The organism is Pseudanabaena biceps PCC 7429, from assembly GCF_000332215.1.
In the GTDB taxonomy this organism is placed as follows: Bacteria; Cyanobacteriota; Cyanobacteriia; order Pseudanabaenales; family Pseudanabaenaceae; genus Pseudanabaena; species Pseudanabaena biceps.
Map to the genome: position 1 here is coordinate 1 of NZ_ALWB01000059.1, position 26,953 is coordinate 26,953.

25 protein-coding genes are annotated in these 26,953 nt (G+C 41.4%); 11 read left to right on the forward strand and 14 right to left on the reverse strand.

Annotation, left to right across the window (positions count from 1 at the left end; all coding sequences use genetic code 11):
- The first annotated feature begins 145 nt into the window (after nucleotides 1–145).
- On the forward strand, nucleotides 146–460 hold the full coding sequence (locus tag PSE7429_RS08680; protein ID WP_040687868.1) for a DUF3067 family protein: 315 nt from the start codon (nucleotides 146–148) through the stop codon (nucleotides 458–460).
- A gap of 292 nt (nucleotides 461–752) precedes the next feature.
- Nucleotides 753–3,533: a sensor histidine kinase gene (locus tag PSE7429_RS08685; protein ID WP_009626768.1), complete on the forward strand. Its 2,781-nt coding sequence runs from the start codon at nucleotides 753–755 to the stop codon at nucleotides 3,531–3,533.
- 72 nt (nucleotides 3,534–3,605) lie between these two features.
- Here the strand turns inward: PSE7429_RS08685 and PSE7429_RS08690 are convergent, their stop codons facing one another.
- From PSE7429_RS08690 to PSE7429_RS08705, 4 genes are all read right to left on the reverse strand, one after another.
- Nucleotides 3,606–3,866: a hypothetical protein gene (locus tag PSE7429_RS08690; protein WP_009626769.1), complete on the reverse strand. Its 261-nt coding sequence runs from the start codon at nucleotides 3,864–3,866 to the stop codon at nucleotides 3,606–3,608.
- A gap of 82 nt (nucleotides 3,867–3,948) precedes the next feature.
- Nucleotides 3,949–5,223 carry a murein transglycosylase A gene (gene mltA / locus PSE7429_RS08695; RefSeq protein WP_009626770.1) on the reverse strand — a complete coding sequence of 425 codons (1,275 nt, stop codon included), beginning with the start codon at nucleotides 5,221–5,223 and terminating at the stop codon, nucleotides 3,949–3,951.
- Between the two features lie 209 nt (nucleotides 5,224–5,432).
- A complete protein-coding gene (locus tag PSE7429_RS23455; protein ID WP_009626771.1) occupies nucleotides 5,433–6,110 on the reverse strand; it encodes a hypothetical protein in 678 nt (225 codons plus the stop codon).
- Nucleotides 6,111–6,119: 9 nt separating this feature from the next.
- Complete coding sequence (locus PSE7429_RS08705) at nucleotides 6,120–6,881, reverse strand: glycosyltransferase (RefSeq protein WP_009626772.1); 762 nt, start codon at nucleotides 6,879–6,881, stop codon at nucleotides 6,120–6,122.
- A gap of 492 nt (nucleotides 6,882–7,373) precedes the next feature.
- Here PSE7429_RS08705 and PSE7429_RS08710 point away from each other — a divergent pair, with 492 nt between their 5' ends.
- The 3 genes from PSE7429_RS08710 (at nucleotide 7,374) to PSE7429_RS08720 (ending at nucleotide 10,376) form a co-directional block, all read left to right on the forward strand.
- Nucleotides 7,374–8,660: a hybrid sensor histidine kinase/response regulator gene (locus PSE7429_RS08710; RefSeq protein WP_158467622.1), complete on the forward strand. Its 1,287-nt coding sequence runs from the start codon at nucleotides 7,374–7,376 to the stop codon at nucleotides 8,658–8,660.
- Nucleotides 8,661–8,900: 240 nt separating this feature from the next.
- On the forward strand, nucleotides 8,901–10,007 hold the full coding sequence (locus PSE7429_RS08715) for a hybrid sensor histidine kinase/response regulator (RefSeq protein ID WP_009626774.1): 1,107 nt from the start codon (nucleotides 8,901–8,903) through the stop codon (nucleotides 10,005–10,007).
- A gap of 135 nt (nucleotides 10,008–10,142) precedes the next feature.
- Nucleotides 10,143–10,376 (forward strand): hypothetical protein, encoded by a 234-nt coding sequence (locus PSE7429_RS08720; protein ID WP_009626775.1) that lies wholly within the window; start codon nucleotides 10,143–10,145, stop codon nucleotides 10,374–10,376.
- Nucleotides 10,377–10,385: 9 nt separating this feature from the next.
- Here PSE7429_RS08720 and PSE7429_RS08725 read toward each other — a convergent pair whose 3' ends face one another.
- From PSE7429_RS08725 to PSE7429_RS08745, 5 genes are all read right to left on the reverse strand, one after another.
- Nucleotides 10,386–11,213, reverse strand: coding sequence for a PhzF family phenazine biosynthesis protein (locus PSE7429_RS08725; protein ID WP_009626776.1), 828 nt, complete (start codon nucleotides 11,211–11,213; stop codon nucleotides 10,386–10,388).
- Between the two features lie 11 nt (nucleotides 11,214–11,224).
- Nucleotides 11,225–11,923: a hypothetical protein gene (locus tag PSE7429_RS08730; RefSeq protein ID WP_009626777.1), complete on the reverse strand. Its 699-nt coding sequence runs from the start codon at nucleotides 11,921–11,923 to the stop codon at nucleotides 11,225–11,227.
- 106 nt (nucleotides 11,924–12,029) lie between these two features.
- Nucleotides 12,030–13,442, reverse strand: a complete 1,413-nt coding sequence (locus PSE7429_RS08735; RefSeq protein WP_009626778.1) for a dihydroorotase — start codon at nucleotides 13,440–13,442, stop codon at nucleotides 12,030–12,032.
- Nucleotides 13,443–13,521: 79 nt separating this feature from the next.
- Nucleotides 13,522–14,619 (reverse strand): nucleotidyltransferase domain-containing protein, encoded by a 1,098-nt coding sequence (locus PSE7429_RS08740; protein ID WP_009626779.1) that lies wholly within the window; start codon nucleotides 14,617–14,619, stop codon nucleotides 13,522–13,524.
- Between the two features lie 6 nt (nucleotides 14,620–14,625).
- Nucleotides 14,626–14,835, reverse strand: a complete 210-nt coding sequence (locus PSE7429_RS08745) for a hypothetical protein (RefSeq protein WP_009626780.1) — start codon at nucleotides 14,833–14,835, stop codon at nucleotides 14,626–14,628.
- A gap of 136 nt (nucleotides 14,836–14,971) precedes the next feature.
- Here PSE7429_RS08745 and PSE7429_RS08750 point away from each other — a divergent pair, with 136 nt between their 5' ends.
- Together PSE7429_RS08750 and PSE7429_RS08755 are read left to right on the forward strand one after the other, a co-directional pair.
- Entirely contained in the window at nucleotides 14,972–16,066 is a 1,095-nt protein-coding gene (locus PSE7429_RS08750; protein WP_009626781.1) for a DNA cytosine methyltransferase, read from the forward strand.
- A 48-nt stretch (nucleotides 16,067–16,114) separates the two neighbouring features.
- Nucleotides 16,115–17,815, forward strand: coding sequence for a DUF262 domain-containing protein (locus PSE7429_RS08755; RefSeq protein ID WP_009626782.1), 1,701 nt, complete (start codon nucleotides 16,115–16,117; stop codon nucleotides 17,813–17,815).
- Nucleotides 17,816–18,003: 188 nt separating this feature from the next.
- Here PSE7429_RS08755 and scpB read toward each other — a convergent pair whose 3' ends face one another.
- Complete coding sequence (scpB, locus tag PSE7429_RS08760) at nucleotides 18,004–18,729, reverse strand: SMC-Scp complex subunit ScpB (RefSeq protein ID WP_009626783.1); 726 nt, start codon at nucleotides 18,727–18,729, stop codon at nucleotides 18,004–18,006.
- Nucleotides 18,730–18,811: 82 nt separating this feature from the next.
- On the opposite strand from scpB, the gene PSE7429_RS08765 reads away from it, so the two are divergent.
- Nucleotides 18,812–19,069 carry a chlororespiratory reduction protein 7 gene (locus PSE7429_RS08765; protein ID WP_040687865.1) on the forward strand — a complete coding sequence of 86 codons (258 nt, stop codon included), beginning with the start codon at nucleotides 18,812–18,814 and terminating at the stop codon, nucleotides 19,067–19,069.
- 65 nt (nucleotides 19,070–19,134) lie between these two features.
- Here PSE7429_RS08765 and PSE7429_RS08770 read toward each other — a convergent pair whose 3' ends face one another.
- Nucleotides 19,135–19,461, reverse strand: coding sequence for a low molecular weight protein tyrosine phosphatase family protein (locus tag PSE7429_RS08770; RefSeq protein WP_009626785.1), 327 nt, complete (start codon nucleotides 19,459–19,461; stop codon nucleotides 19,135–19,137).
- 221 nt (nucleotides 19,462–19,682) lie between these two features.
- On the opposite strand from PSE7429_RS08770, the gene PSE7429_RS08775 reads away from it, so the two are divergent.
- The gene (locus PSE7429_RS08775; RefSeq protein WP_009626786.1) at nucleotides 19,683–20,735 is read left to right on the forward strand and encodes an FUSC family protein; all 1,053 of its coding nucleotides are present in this window, start codon (nucleotides 19,683–19,685) and stop codon (nucleotides 20,733–20,735) included.
- Between the two features lie 133 nt (nucleotides 20,736–20,868).
- Here the strand turns inward: PSE7429_RS08775 and PSE7429_RS08780 are convergent, their stop codons facing one another.
- Both PSE7429_RS08780 and PSE7429_RS08785 read right to left on the reverse strand, forming a co-directional pair.
- Nucleotides 20,869–21,624 carry a class I SAM-dependent methyltransferase gene (locus tag PSE7429_RS08780; protein WP_009626788.1) on the reverse strand — a complete coding sequence of 252 codons (756 nt, stop codon included), beginning with the start codon at nucleotides 21,622–21,624 and terminating at the stop codon, nucleotides 20,869–20,871.
- A gap of 82 nt (nucleotides 21,625–21,706) precedes the next feature.
- A complete protein-coding gene (locus PSE7429_RS08785) occupies nucleotides 21,707–22,501 on the reverse strand; it encodes a DevA family ABC transporter ATP-binding protein (RefSeq protein ID WP_009626789.1) in 795 nt (264 codons plus the stop codon).
- A gap of 160 nt (nucleotides 22,502–22,661) precedes the next feature.
- Between PSE7429_RS08785 and PSE7429_RS08790 the strand changes: the two genes are divergently transcribed.
- A complete protein-coding gene (locus tag PSE7429_RS08790) occupies nucleotides 22,662–23,198 on the forward strand; it encodes a hypothetical protein (protein ID WP_009626790.1) in 537 nt (178 codons plus the stop codon).
- 7 nt (nucleotides 23,199–23,205) lie between these two features.
- On the opposite strand, the gene PSE7429_RS08795 is transcribed toward PSE7429_RS08790, so the two are convergent.
- Entirely contained in the window at nucleotides 23,206–24,402 is a 1,197-nt protein-coding gene (locus PSE7429_RS08795; protein WP_009626791.1) for an NAD(P)/FAD-dependent oxidoreductase, read from the reverse strand.
- Between the two features lie 478 nt (nucleotides 24,403–24,880).
- Between PSE7429_RS08795 and PSE7429_RS08800 the strand changes: the two genes are divergently transcribed.
- Nucleotides 24,881–26,860, forward strand: a complete 1,980-nt coding sequence (locus tag PSE7429_RS08800) for a sensor histidine kinase (protein ID WP_009626792.1) — start codon at nucleotides 24,881–24,883, stop codon at nucleotides 26,858–26,860.
- Nucleotides 26,861–26,953: the final 93 nt, after the last annotated feature.

Genomic DNA, 26,953 nt, shown 5'->3' on the forward strand with positions numbered 1-26,953 from the left:
TGCGAAGCAACGCTTTCAAAAATTTCCTTGGTTTGGGTTTGAGCGCAAAGCGCTGTAAATGAATATAGCTATATTATTCACTTGATATTGCCGATTCTTGGGCAGGGAAGGGAGTAAGATGTATTCAGCAAAAAAAGTAGAGACTATGACAGGCGCAGAACTTCGTCAGGCGATCGCCAATAAATGGGGCTTTTCCTATGACGTACAATTACGCAAAACTCAAGGCAAAATCTTTTTGCAAGTAATGTGGCGCTATCAAGAACAACAGTCATTTTCTATGGATGAAGCTGAATTTATGCAACATCTCGACGCGATCGCCTCCTATTTAAGTGATTGGGATGTCGTCGAGCAGGTACAAAAATTTATCGCTACCACCAAAGAGCGTCCCCGTCTCGGTAAAGCTGTAAGTATTCCGCTCCAAATAGGAGAGCGATCGATCGAGTGGTTAATAGAAAGATAGGCAATTTATCTAATACGATACTTATTTTGCAATCGGATAAGAATGGTATAAAAGTATGATGTATTGCTGACTTTCCCTACCAAAGATTGTACGCTTATGATGAAATAGTATTTTCAGTAGGATTTACAACGAATATTCTTTAAAATATCTTTAGCAATATATATTTCACAAAATAGCTTGAGAAAATATCTTGAGAAAATATCTTTAAAGTATTAGTTGAAATTATCGATGAAAAATTTTCCGACGGTACGCCGCTAATCATACCTAAGTCAAAAAACGTCAGGGCAAAAATATGAGTCAAGCAGGAGCTAACCCATGGGATCGCCAATTTGTTAATCTCGGGCGAATCATGCAGTTCTTGCGTGATGAAGACAGTATTGACAATCTACTAAGTGCCACCCTCGATTATCTGCGCGATAATTTCGAGTATAAACTCCTGTGGATCGGTCTATACGATGCAGAAAACCATCGATTGACTGGTAAAGGTGGGATTACTCCTGCGGGTGAAATTAAATTTTTAAAGGAGCGGTTTGCGCTTAACGCAGGCGATCTGCTCGATCAGGTGATTTTACAGCGTAAGCCCCTACCCATAGCCGATCTACGACAGGAAAAACGTAGCGGTGAATGGCAGAAATTAGCCCAAAAATTCGACATTCAAGGAACATTGATTTGGCCGATCTACCATCGCGATCGCAGCTTCGGCGTAGTGATTCTGGGATCTAATCTATGGAATGTTACGCCGCGTAATGAGGAAAGAGCTAGGCTTTCAGTCGTGTTGGGTTCCCTTGGTTCGACCCTCAGTCGCCTTGATTATGAGTGGCATCACCACAATGTTAAGCGTCCTGATGAGCCTTTATTACAAATTCTATCTAAAATTCGGAACGTGCCCGCCCTTACCGAACGACTAGAGGAGATCGTTCAAGCTACCCATAGCTATGTTATGCCCGATCACACCAATATTTATTGGTTTGAACGCGAGCATCAGTATTTTTGGCGGCGGATTGCCAATCGCCAAGCAGGACCTAAAAGCAAGCAAGCCGTTGATAACACAGCAGGTGTAACCGTCCAGAATGCCCCTGGCTTATACCAGACCCTATCGAAGGATCAGATCGTGGTGGTAGTTGATGCTAAAACTATGACCAGAGGTGAAATCAGCAATCGCGTCATGGAGCAATTTGGGGCGACCTCGATCATTATTGCACCGATATTTTTTCAATCCGAACTATTAGGATTTTTGTCCGTAGAAGGTGATGAATCTCGTCTTTGGTCGGAAGATGAGAAAAATTTTGTGCGGGGAGCCGCTCAATTGGCGGCGATTACAGCTCCCTTAGAAGAAATGGAAGTCACCCTCGAACGGATTGCTTCCGATCAAATTTTGACCGCAGGGATTGCTAGAGCTATATATTCAGACAATGATTGGCAGAGCGCTCTCGATCAAGCGGCGGATCAGCTATGTCAACGCTTGAGTTTAGAACGTTTTTGGGTTGCAACCTACGATAAAGATAACGATACCTATCGGATTGATTTCCAATACCATCCCAAAAATCGCCGCCCGCTCCCGACACTTTTTCCAGGCTTGGCTCCCGTTGATGTACAGATGCTGGAGCAATCTAGCGATGCGGCAACGGTTGAAAACCTCGATAGCGATTTTAAATTTCTTTCATGGCGCACGGCTCTACTCGATCTTGATGTGCGATCGATGATCGTCAGCAGTACATCTATGGGAAAGTCCCTAGAAGGAATTCTGGCGGTAGCTCACGAAGCACCCCGCACTTGGTCGCGTCCAGAGCGGGAGATGGTACAGGCGGTTGCGCAACAAATTGGCTTAATCGTTCACCAAAATGAGTTGCAGCGTCTATCCGATGAAAGACTCAAGTCACATCAAGCCGTCCAGTTTGGCTTAGTTGCGCTTCAGCAGTCAGGAGCGCTGGATAAGCTGCACCATACGGCAACCCAATTAATGGCTCAGGTGACCCAATCGCCCCTAGCAGTATTGGTGGTATGGCTGCCTGGTCGCCAAGGTGGACAGATTGCTTCTGTATTTGCCAGTCGCGATGAATATCAACTCACGATTAGTGAAACGATCATTGCGATCGAAGAAGATCCCCTTGCGCAATGGGCAATTCAAAGCGAGGGGATTCTGCCGCTCAGCATCCATGATTTACCTGAACAGACTAGGGCTTGGCTCAATCCCCCTGCTCTCGGTCATTTGATGGTAACGGCTTTACGCACCACGCCCGAACATCAACCCACAGGCATGATTTTGGTCGCGGATCGCGTTGGTCGGCGTTGGGTCGATCGCCAACTGCAAGCTTTTAACATGTTGGCAAATCAACTGTCTTGGTCACGCCGCCATCTCTTACTAGTCGATCATCTCAAGCATAATCGTCAAGAGCTAGAGCGCCTCAATTGGTATAAGCACCGTCGTCTTGAAGATATTTATCGTACGGTTAGTTCTGGCGTACAGCGTCTTTTAGATAGCGATGCTAGGGCAAATGGCACTGGAGGTATTAATAACATTACACTCCAAAGCTCTCTCAAACATTTGCAGGGATCGCTATTGCCATTACCTCAGATTATCCGCAAAGAGCAGTGGCGTTTGCGTCCTAACTATGAGACTGCTCCCTTGGCAGGTATGCTCAAACGGGCGTTAGAGAGGGTTGACTCGCTAGTAAAACAACGGCAAATCTGGTCGCAGGTGCACAATCAGGCGAATGTCGTCGTCGGTGGCGATATTGCCAAAATGGAAATGATTTTAAATGAGTTGCTGCTATTTGCCTGTGGGCGATCAGATGTTGGCGGTCGCATTGATCTCTGGTGTCGCCAGATTGACGAAAAGCTCCTCGAACTCTCAATTACCGATTATGGGGTCGTCGATGCTTCCCTATTGCAAGAGTTGCATCAAGGTAGAGCGATCGATCCTCTCTCACCTTCCTTACTCGATCAGCCCCCTGGATTGCATCTTGCCATTTGTCAGAGTCTTATGTTGGAGGCGGGTGGAGAGCTATCCCTCTATCAGTTAGAGGACAATCGCATCCTCAGCCGTCTAATTTTGCCGCTCTCTAGCTCATAAGTACTCAAAAATAGAGCAAGAAATTTTTTGAAAGTGCTGCTTTGCAGCACTTTCAAAAAATTTCTTGCTCTATTAGCTTTGACGATTGACCTCTTGCAATAACCATTCATCAACGGGTTGTCCATCCTTGCGAGTTAGTTCTATCTCTACTACTACAGAAGAATTTGAGCCAACAGCCGCCATTTTTCGATGGAAGCGAATTATATAGTCCTTGGGATTATGATTGCGTTCTTTGAGCCAGTCTTGGACTTTTAAGTCCGCAAATAGCGATTGACCTTGCTCGAACATTCGCGTAATTTGCATTCTGATCGTAAAAGGATTGACTTGAGGCATAACTTTTCTCTATCTATTTTTTCTATCTATTTTTTTCTATCTATAAACTGCGATATAGCAATTCTAAATTAGTTGTGGGAGGCTATTGCTTTAGCACGAGATAATATAACTCTCCATCGTCTTTGATCAGCCCTGCTCTTTGCTTGGCGCGATCGCCTGTGCCCATAAATATATCGACTCGCCCCGCCCCACGAATTGCACCACCAGTATCTTGATCGAGGACAAAGCGTTGAGTTTGGCGCAATTCCAGTTTGCCAGTAGTGGGATTTTCCAAGGGAATTGTGGTACGGATCAGGGCAAGTCCTCCCGATGGGAAGATCTTTTTGTCCGTAGCGATCGATCGCTCTGCACTTACAGGCACACCGAGACTACCCGTCGCTGGTCTTCCATTAGTTTCCCGAAAGAAGACAAAGCTGGGATTGCGATTGAGATACATGACCAAGTCTTGCGGATTTTTTTGAAAATATTCGATCAGGGTTTGCAGAGTCACATCCTCAAGGCGCATTTTTCCATCTCTGACTAGCTCTGCCCCAACGGAACGATAGGGCTGATCAGTTTTGCCAGCATAGCCAACGGTTAATAAATTTCCATCGGGTAATTCAAATCTTGCGGAACCTTGAACATGAACCAAAAAAGCCTGAAAGCGATCGCTCAACCATGCTATTTCTAGCCCCGCTAACTGCTTGCTGCCTTCGAGCATCGCACGGGTGGGATGGGGAGACTGCCACTGGTCAAAGTCGGGTGGTAAGCGATAAAGAGGATATTGATACTCAGCAGTGCGCGTACGGCTAGCCTTGTATAAGGCTTCGTAATAGCCCGTAAACTGAACGCTACCACTACCATCGCGCCCGACCGACTGATAGAGATCAAATTCGCGACTTACGGCCTGTTGCAGATCCTTAGCAGTACGCGATACCTGTACGAGGCGACGAAACCTGACTAAGCTCCGCTCCATCAGATCTTGACTAATTCCCGCCATAGGGTAGCGGTTAGCTGCCGATGGGGTGCGGATATATTGGATGCTATAGTCGATCGCTTGGAGGAGATTAGGGCGATCGCTTTCCAACAGATCGTCAGTCAGATCGACAGTAAGTGGGTTAACTGCCCGAGGAGATATTGGCACAACCGCCTGTGCTAGTTTGAGTTCGGCGGCTTCGAGAGGAGCTTGAAAATCTGTCTGCATGTAGCAGGGTGGCACTGCACAAATTAATCCCACACAAGTTGCAAATAAAAGATCCCCACCTCGATTTAGGGCTGATTGCCATGCAAAGGCTTGCTGTCTCCCCGATTTTTGATATTGTGGCGATCGGTGTAATCGACTATAGGCATGAATGCGATTGTTTTTAGAGCCAGTCACCCTTATAGAACTCCTCGTTAAAAAATTTAATTTACAGCCTTATTCTAGGTAAGTAGCTAGGCATAAGTAAACTTAAAACCCAGAAGAGCATACTGCCCGCACAGTGGGCGGTATGCTCTCTGGTTTTGGTTTTTAATTATTCCGAACTGCTTAATACTAATTATCTAAAGTGAGCCAACTTAGAGGTTGGGAAAACCTCAGTTGCATTATTATGGCAGCCAATCAAGAGATTGGACAATTTTCGTTAACTCATTGGGAGTTAGATAGGCTTTATAGCTACAGAAAGTATATTTGTCGTTTTGCAACCTTTTACCTTCAATGGTTGCAACTTGGTAAAAAGGAGAATTACCCGCAGGAAAAGTCCACATATCAGCTTGAGGTGATTTTCCCATAGCCTCGGAAATGGGTTGACTGATTTCTCCGCGAGTAATATCTATATTTAAATTCACTTCACCTAAAATTTTGCTGGTGACTTTGCGAGAATATTTACCATCAGGGCCGCCAATCCCACCGCCGATCGCATTTACTTCAAAGCAATTATTTTGGGGATTGCGATAGATAATTGAGTAGCTGGGACCAAATCTACATACTCCCTTCGCATTGATCGGAGTCTGGGCAGGACAGGGGGTAATCTGTACATCTGACACAAAAAAGCCCTCAGGTATATAGCTAGGGACGGCAATGTCGATCCTCAGAGATTTTAGGGTGGCGATTTGCTGGGGAGTTAACTCCCCATTATTCACTGGATTAATTTCCTGATCGCTATTTTGAGCCTTTACCAATGGCGAAAAGAGCGATAGAGATAGGAAATAGCTAAGTAATGAGATTCTCAAGAATACACTTGAACTTGATTTAAACCCGTTAAATTTACTCGATTGACTTTTCATGCTTGCCCTCTAAACCTTTTCCTCTAAATCCTTGGCATACTTGACGTTAATGCTAGTTTTTTGTTCGTACAAACGATTGAGCAATTGCGGATTGATATTGAGGTGATAGCAGATTTTCAACCATTGATTGAGCATCGCATGACGATAAATTCCCCGCTGATGAAATCGTCTTGCCGAAGTAATCACCTTCCCTTGTACAAGCGCTGGCTTAGAAAATTGGCATAGGCGATCGCTTAAAACCGTATCTTCAAAAATATCGAGATCGGGCACATTCCCAATCGCTGTGAGAATTTGGCGATCTATAAATGGACAGTGATCGAGATAGACAATCCCTTTTTGCTGGACGCGCACATTGTCTGAATACCAAGATGTAAAATTTAGCAGCCAATGGGAGTAATCAAACCCATGACGAAATGCTCCCCAAAGATTTCCCGCCCCCCAACAGTCCACAACGAGTTGTAACGCCATTCTCTCTGGCAAAAGAGTGGCAGGATGGTGCAGCAAAATTACTTCTCCCGTACTGATAGCAATCCCATCATTGAGTCTTTGGGCGCGATTTGTAGCTAGCGATCTCACTACCTTGATTTCAGGCGAACGATCAGCATATTCTGTCAAAAATAAGTCAGTACCATCATCGCTCGGACTAACTACGGTAATAATCTCTTTGTCGTTGTTTTCGGTAACTAATTGCGAGATTAAGTTATTAAGAATTCGATCTAGATAGCCATGTCGAATTTCATTGAGACATGGAAGAACGATCGATAATCGCATAGGTTAATTTGTTGAGTTATTTGTTGAGTTATTAAGTAGCTAAGCATAAGTAAACTTAAAGCCTAGAAGAGAATACCGCCCGCGTAGCGGGCGGTATTCTCTCTGGTTTTGGTTTTTAATTATACTTAACTACTTATATCAAAGTAGTTAAGTAGCTAGGTGCAATTAAATATAAAACCCAAAAACCTGTAGCGCACGCTGTGCGTGCGCTACGGGTTTTGATTCTGGGTTTTAATTCTGCCCAGCTATTTATGAGAAGCTAGCAGCTCTAGCAGATCAGAGCTAGAGCGTTATACCAATTCCCAAAATGGCAACGCCATTTTGGGCATCTCAAAACCTTACGGGGTTTGCTTTTTAATTCATTGAAGTGTTAGCTCACTTGAGTGAATTGGTGTTAGATAGACTATAGATAGACTATTAATTCTTATTTCCAAGATTTTTTTAGATGATGGCATATATATTATGCTAACTCTTATCAAAGATTTACCTACTATGACTAGCCAAAACTCAGATCAGGACTCAGACCAAATCGAGCTAATCGAACAAACAAAAAAAAGAGAGCAATCGAATAATGCTTCTGTCCTGATCGTTGATGACACTATTTATAATGTTCAACTTTTATCACTGATGCTGATCAAACAGGGCTATCAAGTGAAACAAGCTACGAATGGTTTAGAAGCTTTGGATAAAGTAAACGAACATTTGCCCGATATAATCCTATTAGATATTCGGATGCCTGACATCAATGGCTATGAGGTATGTACGCGATTAAAGGCTAATCCGAAGACTAAAGATATTCCAATCATTTTTATTAGTTCTGTAGAAGAACCATCGGAAAAGGTAGAAGCATTTTCGGTTGGTGGGGTCGATTATATTAGTAAGCCATTTCAATTAATTGAAGTATTAGCCAGAATTGAGACTCATCTGCGGCTATGTTCGCTACAAAAAAAACTCCAAGAACAAAACGAACAATTGCAATTATCGTCTGAGGTGCTATCGCGATCGCTCAATCAAGAACGCGAACTTAGCCAGATGAAAACAGACTTTATCTCGGTTGTATCCCATGAATTCCGTACACCATTGACGACCATTCAAACTGCGTCAGAACTATTAGAACATTACGAATGGACAAAGGAAGAGAAAATCGATCAATTACATCAAATCCAAGCGGAAGTCAAACATATGACAGCTTTAATGGAAGATGTACTTTTTTTAAGTAGAACTAACTCTAATAAATCCAAGATTAATTTTACTAACTTCGATCTGTTGGTGTTTTGCAGTCAACTTTTGCGACAAATGCTGAGAAGTTTTGGGCAAAGCTATACCCTCCACTCCTCCCTGACTATTGCATCGGATTCATCAGAGGTTATATCGATTGAGAATTATCATCTTTGTAGTGATTTGCCAACATTGATGGTCAGAATGGATGAGAAATTACTACGGCAAATTCTGGCTAATTTGATCACCAATGCCATTAAATATTCTCTGCAAGATAAAACGATTGAGCTTGACTTAACGATTGACCGAGAACAGGCTATCTTTGTCGTGCGGGATCGCGGTATTGGTATCCCTGAGGAAGATCTAGAGAATCTATTCAATCCATTTTATCGTGGTAAAAATGTAGGCACACTTCCAGGAACTGGTTTAGGTTTATCAATAGTTAAAAATTGTACCAATATTCATCATGGTTCAATATCAGTAAAAAGCCAGTTAAATAGCGGCACAGAATTTACAGTCATTTTGCCTATTTATGGCGATCGGCTTGTTCGTGATGATTAATTACAGCAATTATCAATCAAACGAACCACAAGAGAATTTTTGAAAGCGTTGCTTCGCAACGCTTTCAAAATCTTCTTGATTTGAGCGCAAAGCGCTGTAATTTATATATTGAATAATGAAGAAAATATGTGTTGCATGGCTAGATTGCATCAGGATTGATGATGCCTAGATATTAGATCAATTAATGCTCAATATCGTTATGATCGCGATAGTATTGGTGAAAGTTAATGGAAAGGTAGTGTGAAAAAAATCCTCCTCATTGAAGATAATCCCAATGTCTTACTTAACACAACGAGAATGTTACAAGCTGAGGGATATATCGTCATTAGTGCCAATAACGGGCGAACTGGAATCGAGAAAGCGCAACAGGATATTCCCAGTCTGATCGTCTGCGATATTATGATGCCTGAAATCGATGGTTATGGTGTTATTGCCGCTCTACGGAATAATTCTGCGACAACAACTATTCCTTTTATATTTCTCAGTGCGAAATCCGATAAAACTGACTTTCGGCATGGCATGGAATTAGGCTCGGATGATTATTTAACTAAGCCATTTACTAGGGATGACTTACTTGGAGCTATTAATGCTCAGTTTAAGAAACAAGAAGTAATCAATAGTTATTACAAACAGGAACTATCTAACTTACGCAGTAATATTTCTAAATCTCTACCGCATCAGTTGCTATTCCCCGCGATCGAGGTTATGGGTCTATCGGATATTTTGATCAAAAATTACCATGCAATGCAAGCTCACGAAGTTCCCGATATTGGCAAACGGATTCGTAAAGCAGGAAAAGATATGCATGAAATGGTCAAAAAATTCTTGTTATATGCAGAGCTAGAATCTACTGATAACAATACCGAGTGGATCTCTCAAATTCGGAATAGTAAATCAACTTTTATCGATCTTGAAATCCCGAGTTCAGCAAAAAAAATCGCTAACAATTACAACCGTATTTCCGATCTATATCTTGACGTTAACGATGCGGTTGTCCAAATATCCGATTCTTACTTAAATATAATTATTACAGAGCTCATTGATAATGCTTTCAAATTCTCAGCTGAAGGTACTACCATTGATGTTTTAGGAAATAGCGATCGCCAAGAGTATTGCTTGACTATTACCGATCGCGGACAGGGCATTGAAGCTGAGCAACTTGCTAATTTGGGGGCATATATTAAGTTCGAGAAAAAACTCTATATGCAACAAGGAACTGGTTTAGGGCTAGCGATCGCGAAACGCTTGATCGATCTTCATGGTGGTAGGTTAGAGATTGAGAGCGTGCCTTACGAGCAAACTGTCGTTAGAGTGTTTTTGCCCCTTGCCAATTCATCGCAATTTTAGTGATTTCTATCACCTATAAATCCTCATAGCTATCACAAATCAGACTATTTAAGCATCACAACCTATGGAAGAAACTTGACCGAACATAAGAGATATAAGAGATATGAAGAAGATCTCGTCTCTAGGCAATAGGTTATGATTATTCTCTCTTTATCCGAGGTGCAAATAACTAATTTCTCAACTCCTTGGGGTGCTGAAAAAGGAATTTGTTATTTAGGCAAAACCTTCCTACCAATTAATGTACATGCCAACCATCAGGAAGCGATCGCCGCCTGTCGGCGCGATCTGGATTTGGGAATGCTTTCGATAATTCTAGATGATGGCGATCGCATTACGCTTTGTTGGTATTTCAGCGAATCGTTTGATTAAATCAATCAATTAAAGTTGATTAATATTAATTTGACCGCGCAAAAAAGTAATAGCCTCACCTTTTAATAAAACTCGATTTCCGCGATCGCTAACTTGAAGATCGCCTGTACGTGTAGATAATTGTCTGGCTTTAAGATTGCTTTTCCCTAGCCGACTTGCCCAATAGGGAGTGAGACTGCAATGGGCTGAGCCAGTGACGGGATCTTCAGGAATTCCTGCTTTTGGTGCAAAAAAACGCGATACAAAGTCATAGGGGCTGGCGGGATCGGCGATCGCAGTAACGATAAAGCCAAAGCCATCTAACTGAGCGATGAGATCGTACTTGGGTTGAAAATTTTGGACAGCAGATGCCGATTCTAAAACTACAGCTATATAATCTTCGGCTTGTCCGAGACATTGATAGGCGCGATCGCCACATATCTCCGCTAATATTTGCTGCGATCGCTCCGAGCAAGTTTGATAAACAGTAGCAGGAAAATCCATCACGATCAGACGATCCTCAAAGCTAATCGTTAAATCACCACTCAGTGTGGAGAAAATGAGGGGTGATTGGGGATCAATTACCGCTAGTTCGCGCAAATAATGGGCGATCGCGAGGGTAGCATGACCACAGAGAGGTACTTCTTGCTTCGGTGTAAACCATCGTAACTGGAAGCAGTTAGGCAAAGGACTTTTTTCTAAAGGCTTGACAAAGGCTGTTTCCGAGAGATTCATTTCAGCGGCAATTTGCTGCATTTGTGTGTCTTCTGGGAAGCGATCCACGAATATCGTTGCCGCAGGATTGCCTTGAAATGTTTGATTGGTGAATGCATCAATAATGGCGATGTCAATCTGCATATGTTAAGTAACTAAGGAATAGATAGACTGGCATTGATAACCTGATTGTTTGCTATTTTCACAAAGTAGTCCTTTAACTCGGAAAATTTGGGTTCGATCGCGCCAAAAGTGAAGATGACCAACTTATTATTGCGGCGTTGTAAACTACTATTGGCGAGAAACTTCACTTTTTTGTTGCCAATTGTTACCGTGGATGTCCATTCAATCACAATATTTCCCGTTGACTCTACTACGGGGGATTTCATCTCAAAATCGTTTAGATTTCCATACATGCCCTTGAGTATTAACGTAAAAACATCATTGAGCCGATTTTCAGGGATCTCGCTGGGGGGGACAAAGATATTGATAGAAATGGTAGCGCGTCCTGCTATCTCATTCCAAGTTAGCAATAATTCGCCAGCTTGACTCTTATCGATCAATTTCCACCCCTTGGGCACATCCATCGCGAGGATTCCCGAACGGTGTTTGTAAGGTTCTAGTTCTTTGATTTCTAGTTCGGGCAGATTAATTGGGGCGGCGGTTGCTTTAGGAGCAACCGTAGCTGTAGCGGTTGGAGAAGCAGTGGTGGGTGTAGCGGTAGGAGAAACTTTTGTCGAATCATTCGCGGGCATGGAAAAATTATTGTCAGTATTTGGTTTGCTGCAAGCACTAAACAAGCTCGCAGCGATCGCTGATATCAGTAAAATCGATAGCCTTTGATGAAAATACATAGTTTTTCGTGATGTTCCGCTTTAATCCAACCGAGATTAGGCAAAAGCTTTGAAAAATCTTGATTTTACAGAGCTTTTGCCTTCAATTATCCATTGTGGCTCTAATTTAACCAAACTTCAATGCATGACCGCGTACATCAGGATTGACTTTGCCATTAGCAAACACGACTTGACCACCGACAATCGTTGTTATTGCCCAGCCTGTAAGTTCCCAGCCTTCAAAGGAACTCCAACCACATTTTGTCAACAAATCCTCATTACGAACTGGCTTGTAATGCTTGAGATCGACTAGTACTAAGTCTGCATCCCAACCGAGACGAATTTCTCCTTTATTGGCAATTTTGTAAGATTTCGCAACATTTCTACTCATCCATTCGCTCACTTGATGAACCGTACAACGTCCTTTCATGGCTTCAGTCAACATTAGGGCGAGCGAAGTTTCTACCCCAGGCATTCCCGATGGTAGGTTTGCTGGTTCGAGTAGGATTGTATCGGCTGAGGATGTTTCTGTGGAGGGGAGAACGGGGGCTTGACTGGCGGCAAATCCTTTCTCAGCTAAGGTGTGAGGGGCATGATCAGTGGCAATAAAGTCAATCACACCATCTAGAAGAGCCTGCCACAATATTTCTTGATCCTGCGGCGATCGCAAAGGGGGATTCATTTGAGCGAGGGAGCCAATTTTCTCGTAAGCGCCAATGTTCATCAACAAATGCTGGGGAGTGACCTCGGCTGTCAGCCATTCAGGCTTGTTTGCCCGCAAAAATTCCGCCTCTTCCCCTGTGGACATATGCAGAATATGTAGGCGGCGTTGATATTTATTGGCTAGCTTGACGGCAAGTTGGGTTGCATTCAGGGCGGCTTGATTGTCCTGAATGAGGGAATGTTTTGCAGGATCTTTACTATCGGCAAATTCGATGCGTCTTTGCGCGATCCGCGCTTGATCTTCGGCATGAACGGCAATGAGGCGATCGCCCTGCGAAAAAATCCGATCCAAAATCTCCTCTTGATCGACCAACAAAGCCCCATGCATCGAGCCCATAAATATCTTGATGCCACAGGTGGGATTGGCGCTAAGTAAATCGGGTAAAACTTCCCCCGTTGCACCGATAAAAAAGCCGTAATTAACGACCGATTTACTTGCCGCTCGACGGAGCTTGTCATCGAGGGCAGCTTGTGTAATCGTGAGTGGACGAGTATTCGGCATTTCTAAAAAGCTAGTTACACCACCCTTCGCACAGGCATGACTCGCTGTTTGTAAATCCTCTTTATGCTCTAGCCCAGGTTCGCGAAAATGGACTTGAGGATCGATGACTCCCGCCATAAGGGTTAAACCACTTGCCTCAATTATCTCCAGAGGTTGCTCATCAGAGCCTAGTTCAGCGCTTAGTTCTGTAATTAGCGTTGCTGGATCAAGTTGTGGAGCGATCGCCGCAATTTTGCCATGCTGAATATAAACATCACCGATTAATGTTTGGCGATCGGGCAAAATAATCGTGCTTTGTCGAATTAATATGCTCAAAATAAAATTCCTTTATAAAGTTTTTTCGCAGGCGAATTTGTAGGCGAATTTGTAGGCGAATTGGCAAGTGAAACTGGGGCTAAAAGTTAAGATACTCCTTGATAATCTCAATCTGCTTTTCTTCTATCAGTTTTTGGTCTGGATATTTAGGGAGTTTTGTATTTTTCATGGCTGATTCCAACTCCATCTCCAGCTTAGCGACCTCTGCAATGAGAGTGTCATAGGGTACTTCACCATTGCGGATTTGGCGGATGAATTGCGCATCGCCTGTTATTTCTCGGTTAGGAATCACACCATTCCCATTCAAAATCTCAATGCCAGATTTGAGTAAGCGATAGCAATGCCCAGAATGTTTGCTGTCATATCCTACCTTCTCCTCGATCTCTGCACGTTTTGAATTGCGATTTTTGCGCCATGACTGAAAAGCTTCATATTCTTGCAGTGCTTGTCGATAGGTCTGAGTATTGTGGAGTAAGGTAATAAATTCATTAGTTGACCTCGTATAGTATTGCACTGCGGGTAGCAATTCTTCTGCTAATGGATATTGCTTTAGTAAGCCTTTGTAATCAACATGAGTTAATAATTCAGTAGCCACTTCGCTATGTTGACTGGCATCCTTAATTAAAATATAAAGAAATTCGAGAAATGCATTTAACTGTTCTTTTCGTAATGGATTTTCCTCTAGTCCGTAGTCTTTGGGGTTTGGTGGCAAAGAGAAAAAATCTGGGTCTTCCTTGTACCTCAATAGCCATTTTCTATGCGTCTGCACCTTTTTAATTTGTGCGTGAGCGTAGCCAGAATAGCTATAGAAAACTTTCTGACTTAAAAAAGCATCACGGATTTCAATTAAAGATTCGCCGAAACTGGTTAGAACTAGATAGTCACTTCTATCTATCCACAATAGTTCAAGAATATTGGGATTGTTGAGTGTTGCCAAATGACAAAACTTTTTGATGTTGTAGATATTACTATCGGTATCGGTCAAAGCTGAATACAAACAATTTGGTTCAGAAAAACTATCTAATTGCTCAAAGTTCTGCGTGCCAATAAAATAAGGTAATGTGGGGATACAGATTCCTTTGTAGTCATAGTCGCTATTCTCATTGTGAACTCTATATAGTCTAGATCCCGTCAAAGCTAGCAAAATTGTTCGCGTTTCAACTTCTAGTCTTTTCATGATTTATCATTTGATAACAACATAGGAACTGCTTCTTTCATTAGCCCTTTGCAATGGCTTATTTTTAGCTTTACCTTCAATTACTTCCCAGTCAGCATTTTCGAGCACAGCATCTAATACGTCAGATAGATTGCAACGCTGCTCATAGGCAATACGCCTTAAAATATCGTGATGCTCAGGCAAAACATATACAGGCTTTCTCTGTGTTTGCGCCATTTTTAATTTTGCAATAAATTAATTATCCTCATCCTACCATGGCTAAGTATATAATTTGACAATTGGCTAATTAGCTGCTTTAATTGTGTGATAAATTTTAAGAGTAAAAATCCCTCGTAAAGGCATCTGAAATTCAATGAGCAAATCAGTTATAGCTCTATTCTCAGGTTGTGGAGGTCTGGATTTAGGTTTTCGCCGAGCAGGCTTTAATGTCACATGGGCTAATGAGTATGACAAAGACATTTGGGAAACTTACGAAAGAAATCATGTAGATACCGTTCTGGATCGGCGAGATATTCGCAAAATTGCTTCAGAAGAAATTCCCGATTGCTTAGGAATTATTGGTGGGCCACCTTGCCAAAGTTGGAGCGAAGGAGGTACACAAAGAGGAATTGATGATGCTCGTGGTCAGTTGTTTCTAGACTATATTCGTATTCTCAGAGATAAGCAGCCTCGATTCTTTTTAGCTGAAAATGTATCAGGAATGATGCATAAAAAACATCAGCAAGCTTTTGGTAATATCATTGCATCCCTTGAAGAGGCTGGATATATAGTTTCTTTTGCTTTACTCAATGCTAAAAATCATAATGTTCCCCAAGAAAGAAAACGTGTAATTTTTATTGGCTACCATATTGACCTAAATAGACGTTTTGATTTTAGTTTAGTCCAAAAATCCCTCTATATTCCTACTTTAAAAAATGCGATTTGGGATTTACGAGAATCGGCGCTTCCTGCTTTACCAACGTGTAAAACAAATGGTGAAAATTGTTTAGTTCGTAATCATGAATATATGACTGGAGGCTTTTCAAGTATATATATGTCTCGAAACCGAGTTCATAATTGGGATGAGCCATCATTCACAATTCAAGCAGGAGGTCGTCACGCACCGATTCATCCTCAAGCTAATAAAATGATTTGGGTGGGCAAAGATGAATGGATGTTTGATCCTAATTCGCCGAATCCTTATAGAAGATTGTCAGTTAGAGAATGTGCTAGAGTTCAGACCTTCCCCGATGATTTTAATTTTTATTATAAGAATTTGGCTCAAGGATACAAGATGATTGGTAATGCTGTTCCTGTAAATCTTGGCTACGCTTTAGCTAAAGCAATCAAATTACAGATTGTTGAGGTTGATGATACAAGTAGAAATATATATCAACTTCAGTCTAAGGACTCTAATTATCTAAAGGTTGGTATTCTGAATAAAGCTTCTATTCAGAGAGTTGGTTAATAAATTATACTGGTAGAGTAATATATTAATCTTTAAAGTGATAGAAATATGAAAATTGAAGCTAGTGATAAAGAAGTCCAAGAAATTTTTTCTCTAGGCTATTTTAAAATACCAAGATTTCAACGTCCATATTCTTGGACAGATGAAGAAGTTGATAATTTTTGGGAAGATGTTATTAATAGAGCTGATGGACATTATTTCATAGGTTCAATGGTTGTTTATCAAACAGATAAACCATATTTTGGAATAGTTGATGGTCAGCAAAGATTGACTACTATTACGCTAATACTTGCTGCTATAAGAAATGCTTTTCTGGAATATAGGGATGTAGATCTAGCTAAAGGAGTACATGGATTTATTGAGAAGGCAAATCTTGAAAACAAAAACGAATATATATTAAATTCAGAGACATCTTATCCCTATTTACAAGGCTACATACAAAGTTTTCAAAAGGAAGAGATAGAATGTAAGGTTGGTAGTGAAGAACAAAATTTAAAATCTGCATTTGAATTAATAGAGAGAAAACTTTATTTAAAAATTCCTAGATTTGATGGTACTAATTTTTTACAAGAAGCAGAAACTCAAACTATTATAGAAAACCTTAAAAAGATAAGAGATAAAGTTCGTTCTCTAAAATTAGTTTTTATTCAGTTAGACAATGAAGATGATGCTTATTTAATTTTTGAGACTCTTAATACCAGAGGGAAAGATCTGACTACATCAGATTTAGTAAAAAATCTACTATTACAAAATCTAAGATCTTCTAACATTACGCTAGATTCTAGCAAAGAAACGTGGAATCTGATATCAGATAAGTTTGATGATAATGCATTGGAAAATTTTCTATATCATTATTGGCTTTCCAAACATGGCGACACAATTAAAAAGAAATTATTTGGAGAAATAAAAAAATATATTGATTGTTCTAGCAAACATGAATCCGAAGATAAATCTCGATTGTTATTATTAGAGCTTAAAAAAAATTCTGATTACTATCTATCTATTATATCCCCAGATAACTATTCATGGAGTCCTGAAGAAAAGGATACTATTCAAAAATCTTTAAGAGCATTACGTCTTTTTAATGTCAAACAACAAAGCTCAATGATTTTATCTCTTATTAGAGCATATAGAGAAAAAAAGATGACCTTGAGAGTGTTAGGTAAAGTTTTATGGCAAATTGAATGTTTCCATTTTATATTTAATGCAATTGCTTCTGAAAGATCTTCTGGCTCAATCGCTCCACTTTATTCTAAATTTGCTCAAGAACTTTCTAAAACTGATAATAAAGATAGGATTCAATCTATTAATAGTGAGTTAATGAGAAAGCTCAAAGAACAGATACCTAAATTTGATGAGTTTGAAGTAAAATTTATGGGCTTAATCTATACAAAAAATAAGCAAAGAGATAAGAAAATCATTCAATACATTCTAGAAAAGTTTATAGGTAAAAATATTAATGGACTACCTATTGATCATGCTTCTGCTAGTATTGAACATTTACTACCACAATCGAAAGGAGACGAAGCAATAATTGGAAATATAGGAAATTTATTATTAATAGACAAGACAACTAATGCAGAAGAATTAAAAAATTTTGATTTTTCAAGGAAGATTCAAATTTTAAAAAGCAAAAAATATCCACTTGACAATCATTTATTGAATGCTAGTCAATGGACTGAGGATGAGATTACTAAACGAGGCAAATCAATGGCACATAAAGCATATTATGAAATTTGGCGTATTTAGTTAGTTGGAAGTAATTCTTGATATTGAAAATTTGACAAGTGTGTTAGATGGCTAAGTTAAAATAAAGCAACTCTACTATTAAGATCAAGCACTGGATTGGTAATTAGAGGCGAAGTTTGAAGCGCCCATTCACGCGGGTAAAAACAACGCAAATATGTCAATCACTAATTCGCAAGACCATATCCCAACTAAATCAGTTTAGTCAAATCGTCAATTTCAAAATATTGATGAAATTTTGTAGTTACGTACAAGATTGACGATCGCCCCTCAGCTTGACGTTTCTTTTTGACAAATCCTTGCTCGATTAATTCCTGCACATGTTGATAAGCTCCAGCACCCCGTAGCTCGATCAACTCTGATTGCACAATATTTTTTTTCAAGGCGATCGCTGCCAAAGTTCGTAAAGCCCCACGCCCCAAATCTACAGGAATGAGCTTATGGACTAAATCCTCAAACTCTGAGCGCAACCGTAACGAAAACCCCACATCGGTTTCTACAATTTCGAGAGCGCTGTCGCGATGGGCATATTCCGTAATTAAATCGATGAGTCCAATTTCCGCATCCTCAATCTCGCACCCCAAGGCTTCAGAGATCGCCGCTAAATTCATCGGTTGTCCCTTTAAGTACAAGACAGCCTCTACTTTTTGCTTGAGAGAATTAGCGATCGCTAATTCTGGCTGCTCGAACCCATCCATTGACATAGACAATGGGATTAATGGGGATATCTCGGCAATATTTTCTTCGGATGCATTTTCCTCGGATATATTTTCCTCGGATATATTTTCCTCGGATATATTTTTAATTTCTAAAGACGGTTGAGCCTCCAGTGATGCGAGAGGGGCAATTGGATCTAAAGGATCTGCATCCACAGGATCAAGATCTATAGGTTGTTCAAAAGGCAATACATTCGTCATGCTAAGATTTTAACCGAGTGAAGGCGTTACGTTGTGCCACTTTTACGCTTTTAAACAAAAAATTCACTAATTGAGAAACCCTATGCCCAGCAGCATGATGTACTACGAAGACACATATGTAGTACTGCCTCCTGATATGCAAGAAAAGTTTGTCACTCAACCAGAATTAGAACAACTTTTACACGATCTCCTTGCCGATATTCAAGATGCTTTACCTTACGATTTAAAAAATCTTCGCAATATTGACGAGCAGGTACAGCGTTTAGTTAAAACAGCTTGCGATCTCGACTGTGGCGATCGCGGTCGATGGCAGTGGTATGTCGTTCGTCTTGAAAAATAATACCCAATTAATAGTGGTGCGCGGCAAAGCCGCGCACCACTATTAATTAAATCGTAGGAAGCAAATTAGAAAGTGCCAATCAATGGCAGTACCTTCTTTTTCAGTAGATCAATTAAGGCTGGCTCCATATATTCATAGCGATCGGGAACATCTAAACAAACCACTCGTTTATTTCTCGTATATCGCTGAAAATTTTTTAAAATTTTACGGCGATGCGATTTCTCCATAACAAAAATCACATCGGACCAGATAATTGCCTCGCTACTTAAAGGTATATCCGCTTCTCGATCTACCCCTGCGGAATCTACTTCCAGTCCCTCATAATCGGCAAATATTGCTTCGGCAGTAGGACTGCGTAATCGATTTTTCCCGCATACAAATAATAACTTCATGGCTAGTGCTAAATAGGTAAGGATGGGCGGCGCGAAGCGCCGCCCATCCTTACCATATAAATCCTTTACTTTGTGGGACTACAACTTCATGAATATAAACAATAAAATCGCAAATTAAGATTCAAAACTCATGCTTAGAGTTGCGGTGCTTTGCACCGCAACTCTAAGCATGGGTTTTGGGATTTTCCCAACATAACTGACTACCGTTATAAATCACACCGATGCTATCATTGCTTCACCGAATTTTTCCCCATTCAATCTCAGAAACGTCTTTATTTGCAAAGACATCTTTTAAAATTGCAGTAGCGGCAACACTCTCTTTTATATTGGCTGAATGGTTGCAATTAGAATATCCTTTCTATGCTGTGATTGCCGCAGTTATTGTGATGAGTTCTACCTCTGGCAGTACCTTAAAATTAGGCATTCAGAGAATTATCGGCACTTTTATCGGCGTAATTATCGGAATTCTATTTACAATTTCCTGCGGTGCAAATCCCTATTCGCTGGGAGCAAGCATCTTTATCGCGATGTTTTTCTGCTCCTATTGGAAGCTAAACGAAGCGGCAAAGTTAGCTGCCTATGTTTCCGCGATCGTACTGTTGAATCATGATCGCTCTCCTTGGATTTATGCATTAGAGCGATTCTTAGAAACTTTTATAGGGATTGGCATAGCTCTCTTGGTCAATCAGTGGTTAATGCCTTCTCACGCCGCTCAAGAACTAAGGCGCTATCTTGCTAAAGCCCTGATCAAGCTCGAACAATTTTATCAGTTAGTTATGAATTGCTATCAAACAGGAACCTACGATCGCACTGTTGCTAACGAATACAAAATCGAAATAATTGACTTGCTTCTCAAAATTCGAGAATTGTGGAAAGAGGTAAAACAGGCTCAGCAAAACGAGCTTTTACATATCGATCCTGCATGGGAGTTTCTGCTGCGCAGGGTTTGGGAACATGTCCTCACTATGGAGCATATAGTCTTAGTCCATCAGCCCCATCCCATTTGGCAAGAACTCACCCTAAGTATGCAGCAACTAGCAAGAGAGAGTTCTGCTATATTCCATAACCTAGCCAAGGCAGTTAAGACGCAGCAAACCGATGTATCGGTAATTGCATTGGAAAGTGTTCTAACAGAAACAACCGATAATTTGCAACAATTACAAATAATTAGAGAGATGACCTTTCCCACCGATGAGCTTTTGCGATTCTTTACGTTCTTTTATACCGTTGAAGAGGTTGGTCGCAAATTGCAAAGAATGGTTGATACCTTGTAAGTAGAGAATGGCGGCGCTTCGCGCCGCAACTCAATTCTTATGTCCTAGACTGGGCGACAGCTATAGAATGCCCAAACCTAGTAAGGGTTTAATACCAAAACTAAAAATGGCTACGCCATTTTTAGTTTTGGTATTAAACCTTGCGGTAACATCTGGCGGTAATCAAATGAGGTTGAAACACCTCAAGAAAGTTAGTTTGCAAGGTGCGGAAAAAAGTATCTACCGTTTCTGGATCGTCTAGGTGAATGGGATGCTCGTTTTCAAACCCCTTAAAGAAATACCAGTTAACAATAATTTTGCCTTGTGGAGAGAGCATCTTGTGAAACTGCATCAATTGATGGCTTGGATCGGGTAAATGTTCCAACACATCAAAACATAAGACCGTATCAAAATAGCCTTCTAGGGAGCTTTCCCATGGGATTTCCGAACGAAAAGATATTTTGTGGCTTAGCCCTAGCTGTTGCGTTCGATGCTCTACAAAGCCACGATTAATAGGATTGATGTCGCAATAGATGACTTCATCAACATGGGGACACATAGCTGCTCCGATCGCATGAGTACCAATGCCACCACCAAAATCAAGCACCCGTCCCTTTGCTTGATCGGCAATTAATTTGAGCGTTCCACCAATGTAGTCTTGGCTTTCAAGATGCCAAGTGCCTAATTTAAATAGATACATTTCGCCAACTTTGTCTTTGTAAAAAGCGGCTGCTTCTTCCCAATCAAAATCGGTATTTCCTAAATTTGCTAAATCATAGCGACAATTTTGGAGTTTTTCGGTAATTGTCTCTGCATCTAGTTTTAAAAACTCTTGCAAATGCTTTTCTAAGCTAAAGCAGTCTTGCCAATATCCTTCCAAGAAAGTCGGCGTAGGGGATAGAGTCACCATGTTTGATTGCAATGTAGCGCCTTGCGCCTAAAGAGTTTAATATTCAGATGATGGTCAAGCATAGCGCAACGATCGCCTGTCATTACAACATAAATGTGCGTGAGTCCGTACCTGCTGCGCTAGGAGCCACAGAATCATTATTTATCACATTGTCTGATTCTAAGTTGCCATCAACTAAGTTGATAATGCGATCGGCAACGTCCAGAATCCGATTGTCATGGGTCACCATCAAAATAGTGATGTTTTCCTCCTTTGCCATTTTTTGCATCAGAGTCACCACATCGCGTCCAGATTTTTTATCAAGGGCTGCGGTTGGTTCGTCAGCAAGGATTAAATTTGGACGATTGACGAGGGCGCGAGCGATCGCCACCCGTTGTTTTTGTCCGCCCGAAAGAGCATGGGGTTTATAGTCAATTCTCTGTCCGAGTCCGACTTGGGTCAAAATATCAGCGGCTCTATTGGATGCGATCGCATCTCCCCCCTCATTGGGAAATAAATCCGTAGACATCATCACATTTTGTCTGGCAGTCAACGAATAAAAAAGATTATGGGCCTGAAAGATAAACCCAATATTTTTACGAACCTGTACTAACTTTTTCGGTCCTAACCCTTTAAGCTCTTGTCCCAAAACCTGCAAACTCCCATCTTGAATGGTGCGTAAAGCACCGATTAAAGTTAAAAGCGTGGTCTTCCCCGATCCAGATGGTCCCGTTAGGATTACAATTTGTCCTGGATAGATCTCTAAATTGATATCGAATAAGACCTGTTTAAATAAATCCCCTTCGCCATAATGGAAGTTTAGGTTGCGGATTTGTACCGACGGCTCGGCTGGATTAGACAAGGATTGTGATGTAGGAGCAGAAAAGGTGTCGAGCATATTAATGACCTACGCGCAGAATTAAATTACAAATTATAAGATTTATGCAGACGATCAATGAAGCTCTCACACTATATTAGTTTTAAGACAGGTGAAAAATCACCCGTACAATGAATTTTTAAATGAAATTTTTTAGTTGTTCACCCAAGGTTCTCAACTTATGGCATCACGAACCTTAGTTAAAAATTATCTTGCTCAATGGATGCAGATGGGCAAAACTGTCATTCTGTCATCTCAAAACAAGGAAATTAGTATTTACAAGATTTTGCAAGGGGAAAACTATTCGCCCGAATTTAATCAGCTTTGGGACATGATCAGTACTGTTAAAGCTCAAGAAGCCTATTTGAGCGGTACTAACCAAACGATTCATGACTTACTCGACAATCAGTGGGAGATAGTTGCCTGCGCTCGTTGCAGCCTACTTGTGCCCACCATAGATATGGGCGCGAGAGTACCTGTTTGTTGTCCCTGTGATGACTTGCCCAGCCACCCCAATCTTGACTTGGTTGCGCCCCATGCGCCTGTAACTCTGTTGTCCCAGCTAGAAAAAGTATGCGATCGCCTAGATCGAAAGTCTGAAGAGCGATCGCTTGAACCGACCGCTCAGAACGAAAACCCACAACTTCCCCCAGAAGACCCGCAAGCCTTACATAATCTTAAGACTTCAATTTTAAAATTGATCAAAATTAATCCTTGAATTGTGTCTAGCTACTTGCTGCGGATTTTCTCAAGAGTTCTATCAAAGGCTTTGTCAGCCAATGTGTCCCAATTTTCCATTGATGCTCGAAGGTTGGCATTCTCAGTAAATAGGCAAAGCGCCGCATTGCTTGGGCGGGCAAGCCATCAATACTGAATTTCCCCAAGATTGAGGCTGTTGCGCCATCAATACCTAAGCTGATGAATTCACCGAGGGGAATATAGCTAAAAGGAATGAGGGATTTTTGATTAAGGCTTGCCCAGATATTCCAAGCGCAATATTGGGACTGTTGAAAGGCAACCTGAGCTGTAGCAGGGACGAGGTGATCTTGTGCGTCCACACAGCTCGCCAAGTCACCGATCGCAAATACATAGGGATATCCTTTGACCTGTAGGGTCGCTTCAGTGGCGATCGCTCCCTGCTTATGTTCAACTGGTAAATCTCGCAGCATCTTCGAGAAAGTGCTACCAACTGTCCACAGCACGATATCAACGGGCAAGGTGTCGCTACCATTGGTATAGTCGAGGGTAACTTCCTCATCTCCCACCTGCGAGACGCGGGTATTTAGATCCGTCCATACCCCTCTTTGGGAGAGGGCGAGTTCGGCAATTTGACGTGTTGATTGGGTCGAGTTACTTAAAATTTGGCTATTGCGATCAACGAGGCGAACGCGACCGCGATCCTTGAGGCGATCGGCGATTTTACAGGCAAGCTCCACGCCGCTGCTACCGCCACCTGCAATACAGACGCGAATTTTTTCTCGGTTAGATGCTTCTAATAATTCCAATTTGCTATTCAGACGATAAAAGTCCTTCAAGTTCCGAAAGGGAATAGCATATTCCTGTGCGCCATCCACTAAGTTCATGGGTGTTTCGCCACCGATCGCGAGCAAGAGGCGATCGTAATCTAAAACAATAGGTTGACCGACATTTACTTCTACTTGCTTAGACTCAAGATCGATATTTGTCACTAGCCCCTGAACAAATTGAATACCAGTGTTGGAGAGCAATTCGGCAAATGTGGGGGCGATTTCCCACTCCTGCATTTCCTTGGTTACTAGTTCGTAGAGAAATGGGGTAAAAAGAAAGCGATCGCTTTTATCCACAAGGATAATTTCAGGCATGACTGCCCAAGGCAGGCGAGATAGATTAAGCGCAGTATACAAACCGCCAAAACCACCACCAAGAATACAGATCCGTGTCATGAAAAAAATCCTAAGCGTTTTTTCTAGTTTATCGCAATCCTTAGTAATCCCAATTCTGTCTTCTTGCAACTGATTGCCACTGTATCGCCACTGTATCGCAATGATTAAGCGGCAACCCAGAGTATGATTGGCGGCGCTTCGCGCCGCCAATCATACTCTGGGTTGCTTAATTACAAACCAAGCAGAGAGTTATACCAATTCAAAAAATGGCGTTGCCATTTTTTGAAGCTCAAAACTTTGCTAAGGTTGTTTTTTAATTTCATGAAGTGTTGGCTTACTTCAGGAAATTGGTATTACTTGGTATTACATAGAGTGATTATCCCGCCTTTGGCGGGGGATCACTCCCCACTTCACTAGACTGGGAAATGCAATATCTATAAATTAAATTTAGGTTAACAGTAGGTTATCTGTTCTTGCTTGCACCCATAGATTGCCATCCGATAATGTACAATAGTTACCTTTTATTTTTGGGGGCTGTGTGGTCAAATCTGTTTTGTTGGCTCAGCTATCAGAAGAACAATCTTTGATGTGGCACAACGCTTTGTCTTCACATCAACTCGAAGTATGGGCAGCACCTGAAACTGAAGATCTACTTAAAATTCTCGGTCAAAAGCTTAATTCAAATCAGACCTTACCCGATTTGATCGTTGCTGATATTGGCATAAGGTATGGTGGGGGAACATCTTTACTGGCTACGGAACTATGTAAATGGTGTGCGGATCACGCCCCTCAAGTAAATGTCCTGTTAGTCAATCCCCGTCAAAGTCAAATTAAAGATGTGGAAAAGCGCTGGGCGACCCGTCGCGGAGCCGTCGATCTCTTGCCGAAAATATCTCTAGATAATTTAATTTCGGCCTTTGAGTCAGCCGCCCAAGCTTTAGCGATCGCCGTTAAACCTGAAGCTCTAAATAACGTTATCAATAATCTCAAGTTACAGCAGAATAAGCCCGATCGCGGTTCTATTCAGGGGAAAAATATTCGCCAAACAGCTACGCAAGAGTTAGCGCGGAAGATGGCGATGATCCCCTTGATGGTGATGGCAAATGAACCCACTGTAGCTGAATCCAGCATCGAAGTAGCCCATGCAAAACAGCAAATAGCCCTAGATTCAACTATTGCTGAATTAAGTTTGTACAATACTAAAGCCGATCTGTCTCAAACAGGAGCCTTTGCCCAGCAACTGTTTAAAGATGATCCCCGCTTGCCTGCATTGATAATTTACGATGGGGATAACTATGTCGGTATGTTGTCTCGGCGCAGATTTTTAGAATGTCTAAGCCGTCCCTACGCCCTAGAATTATTTACTAAAAGACCATTGAAGGTTCTTTACGAGCAAGCTCAATCTGAAATTTTAAAATTGAATGGTAGTACACCGATTGTCATGGCATCCCAGATGGCTCTCGCTCGCGTCAGCGATGATATCTATGAGCCTTTAGTTGTTCATTTGGATGGAGATGTTTTTTCTGTACTAGATATCCACGATCTCTTACAGTCTCAGTCCTATATCCATGAATTAGCTACCAAATTACTGCGTGAACAAACTCAGACCAGTATGTTTCAAACAGAAAAAATGGCTAGTCTCGGGCAAATCGTGGCGGAAGTATCCCATGATATTCGCAATCCAGTATCTGCAATTTATGGGAATACCGAGTGCCTCTTGACCTATATCGAAGGGGTCATGAAGGTTCTAAGGGCTTATGAAAAGGAATACGGAACATCAGCAAAGACTATCAGCGATATCCTTGAAGATATTGATTGGGATTTTATTCGTTCCGATTTACCCCAAGTAGTGCGGAGTATTCAGTCTGGTTCGAGATATTTACGCCGATTGGTTGATACATTACAAAGTCTTTCGCATATGGAAGATCAATCCGATCCCACATCCATTGATTTGATTGAATGTGTAGAAAGTAGTTTAACAATTCTCAGCGGGAGGATTAGAAGTGTTCAGATTGTCAAAAATTATATCGAGCTTCCTGCAATTAATGGGTTCAACGATCGCATAATTCAAGTGTTTATGAATTTGATCAGTAACTCCCTTGATGCATTAATGGAGCTACAATCCAAGCCCGATCTGATCGACCAGCGGGCAAAGACTCTCTTTAAAGAGGACAGTCTATCTAGCGATCGCAGTAATGTCTTGACCGAAATAGAGGAGACTTGGCAACCTATATTGATTTTGACCACAGCGATCGCTGAAATTGACAATCGCCAGTGGATATCGGTCAAAGTCGCTGATAATGGCATGGGTATTCCCAAGGAAATTCAAGCCCGCATTTTTGATAATTTCTTTACCACCAAAGGACAAGGAAAGGGAACAGGACTAGGATTGGCTATTTGTCACCAAATTGTTACCCAGCAGCATCAAGGCAAAATTGTCCTGCGATCGCCCTATCTTAATAACAATGGCGATGTAACTATTGGTACTGAGTTTGAAGTTCTATTGCCAATTAATTGATATTGCCCAAGAAGAGAAGGTTGGCGCGAAGCGCCAACCTTCTCTTCTTGGGTTAACATGAATTCGGGATAATTTAAAACGGGATTTGAGAAA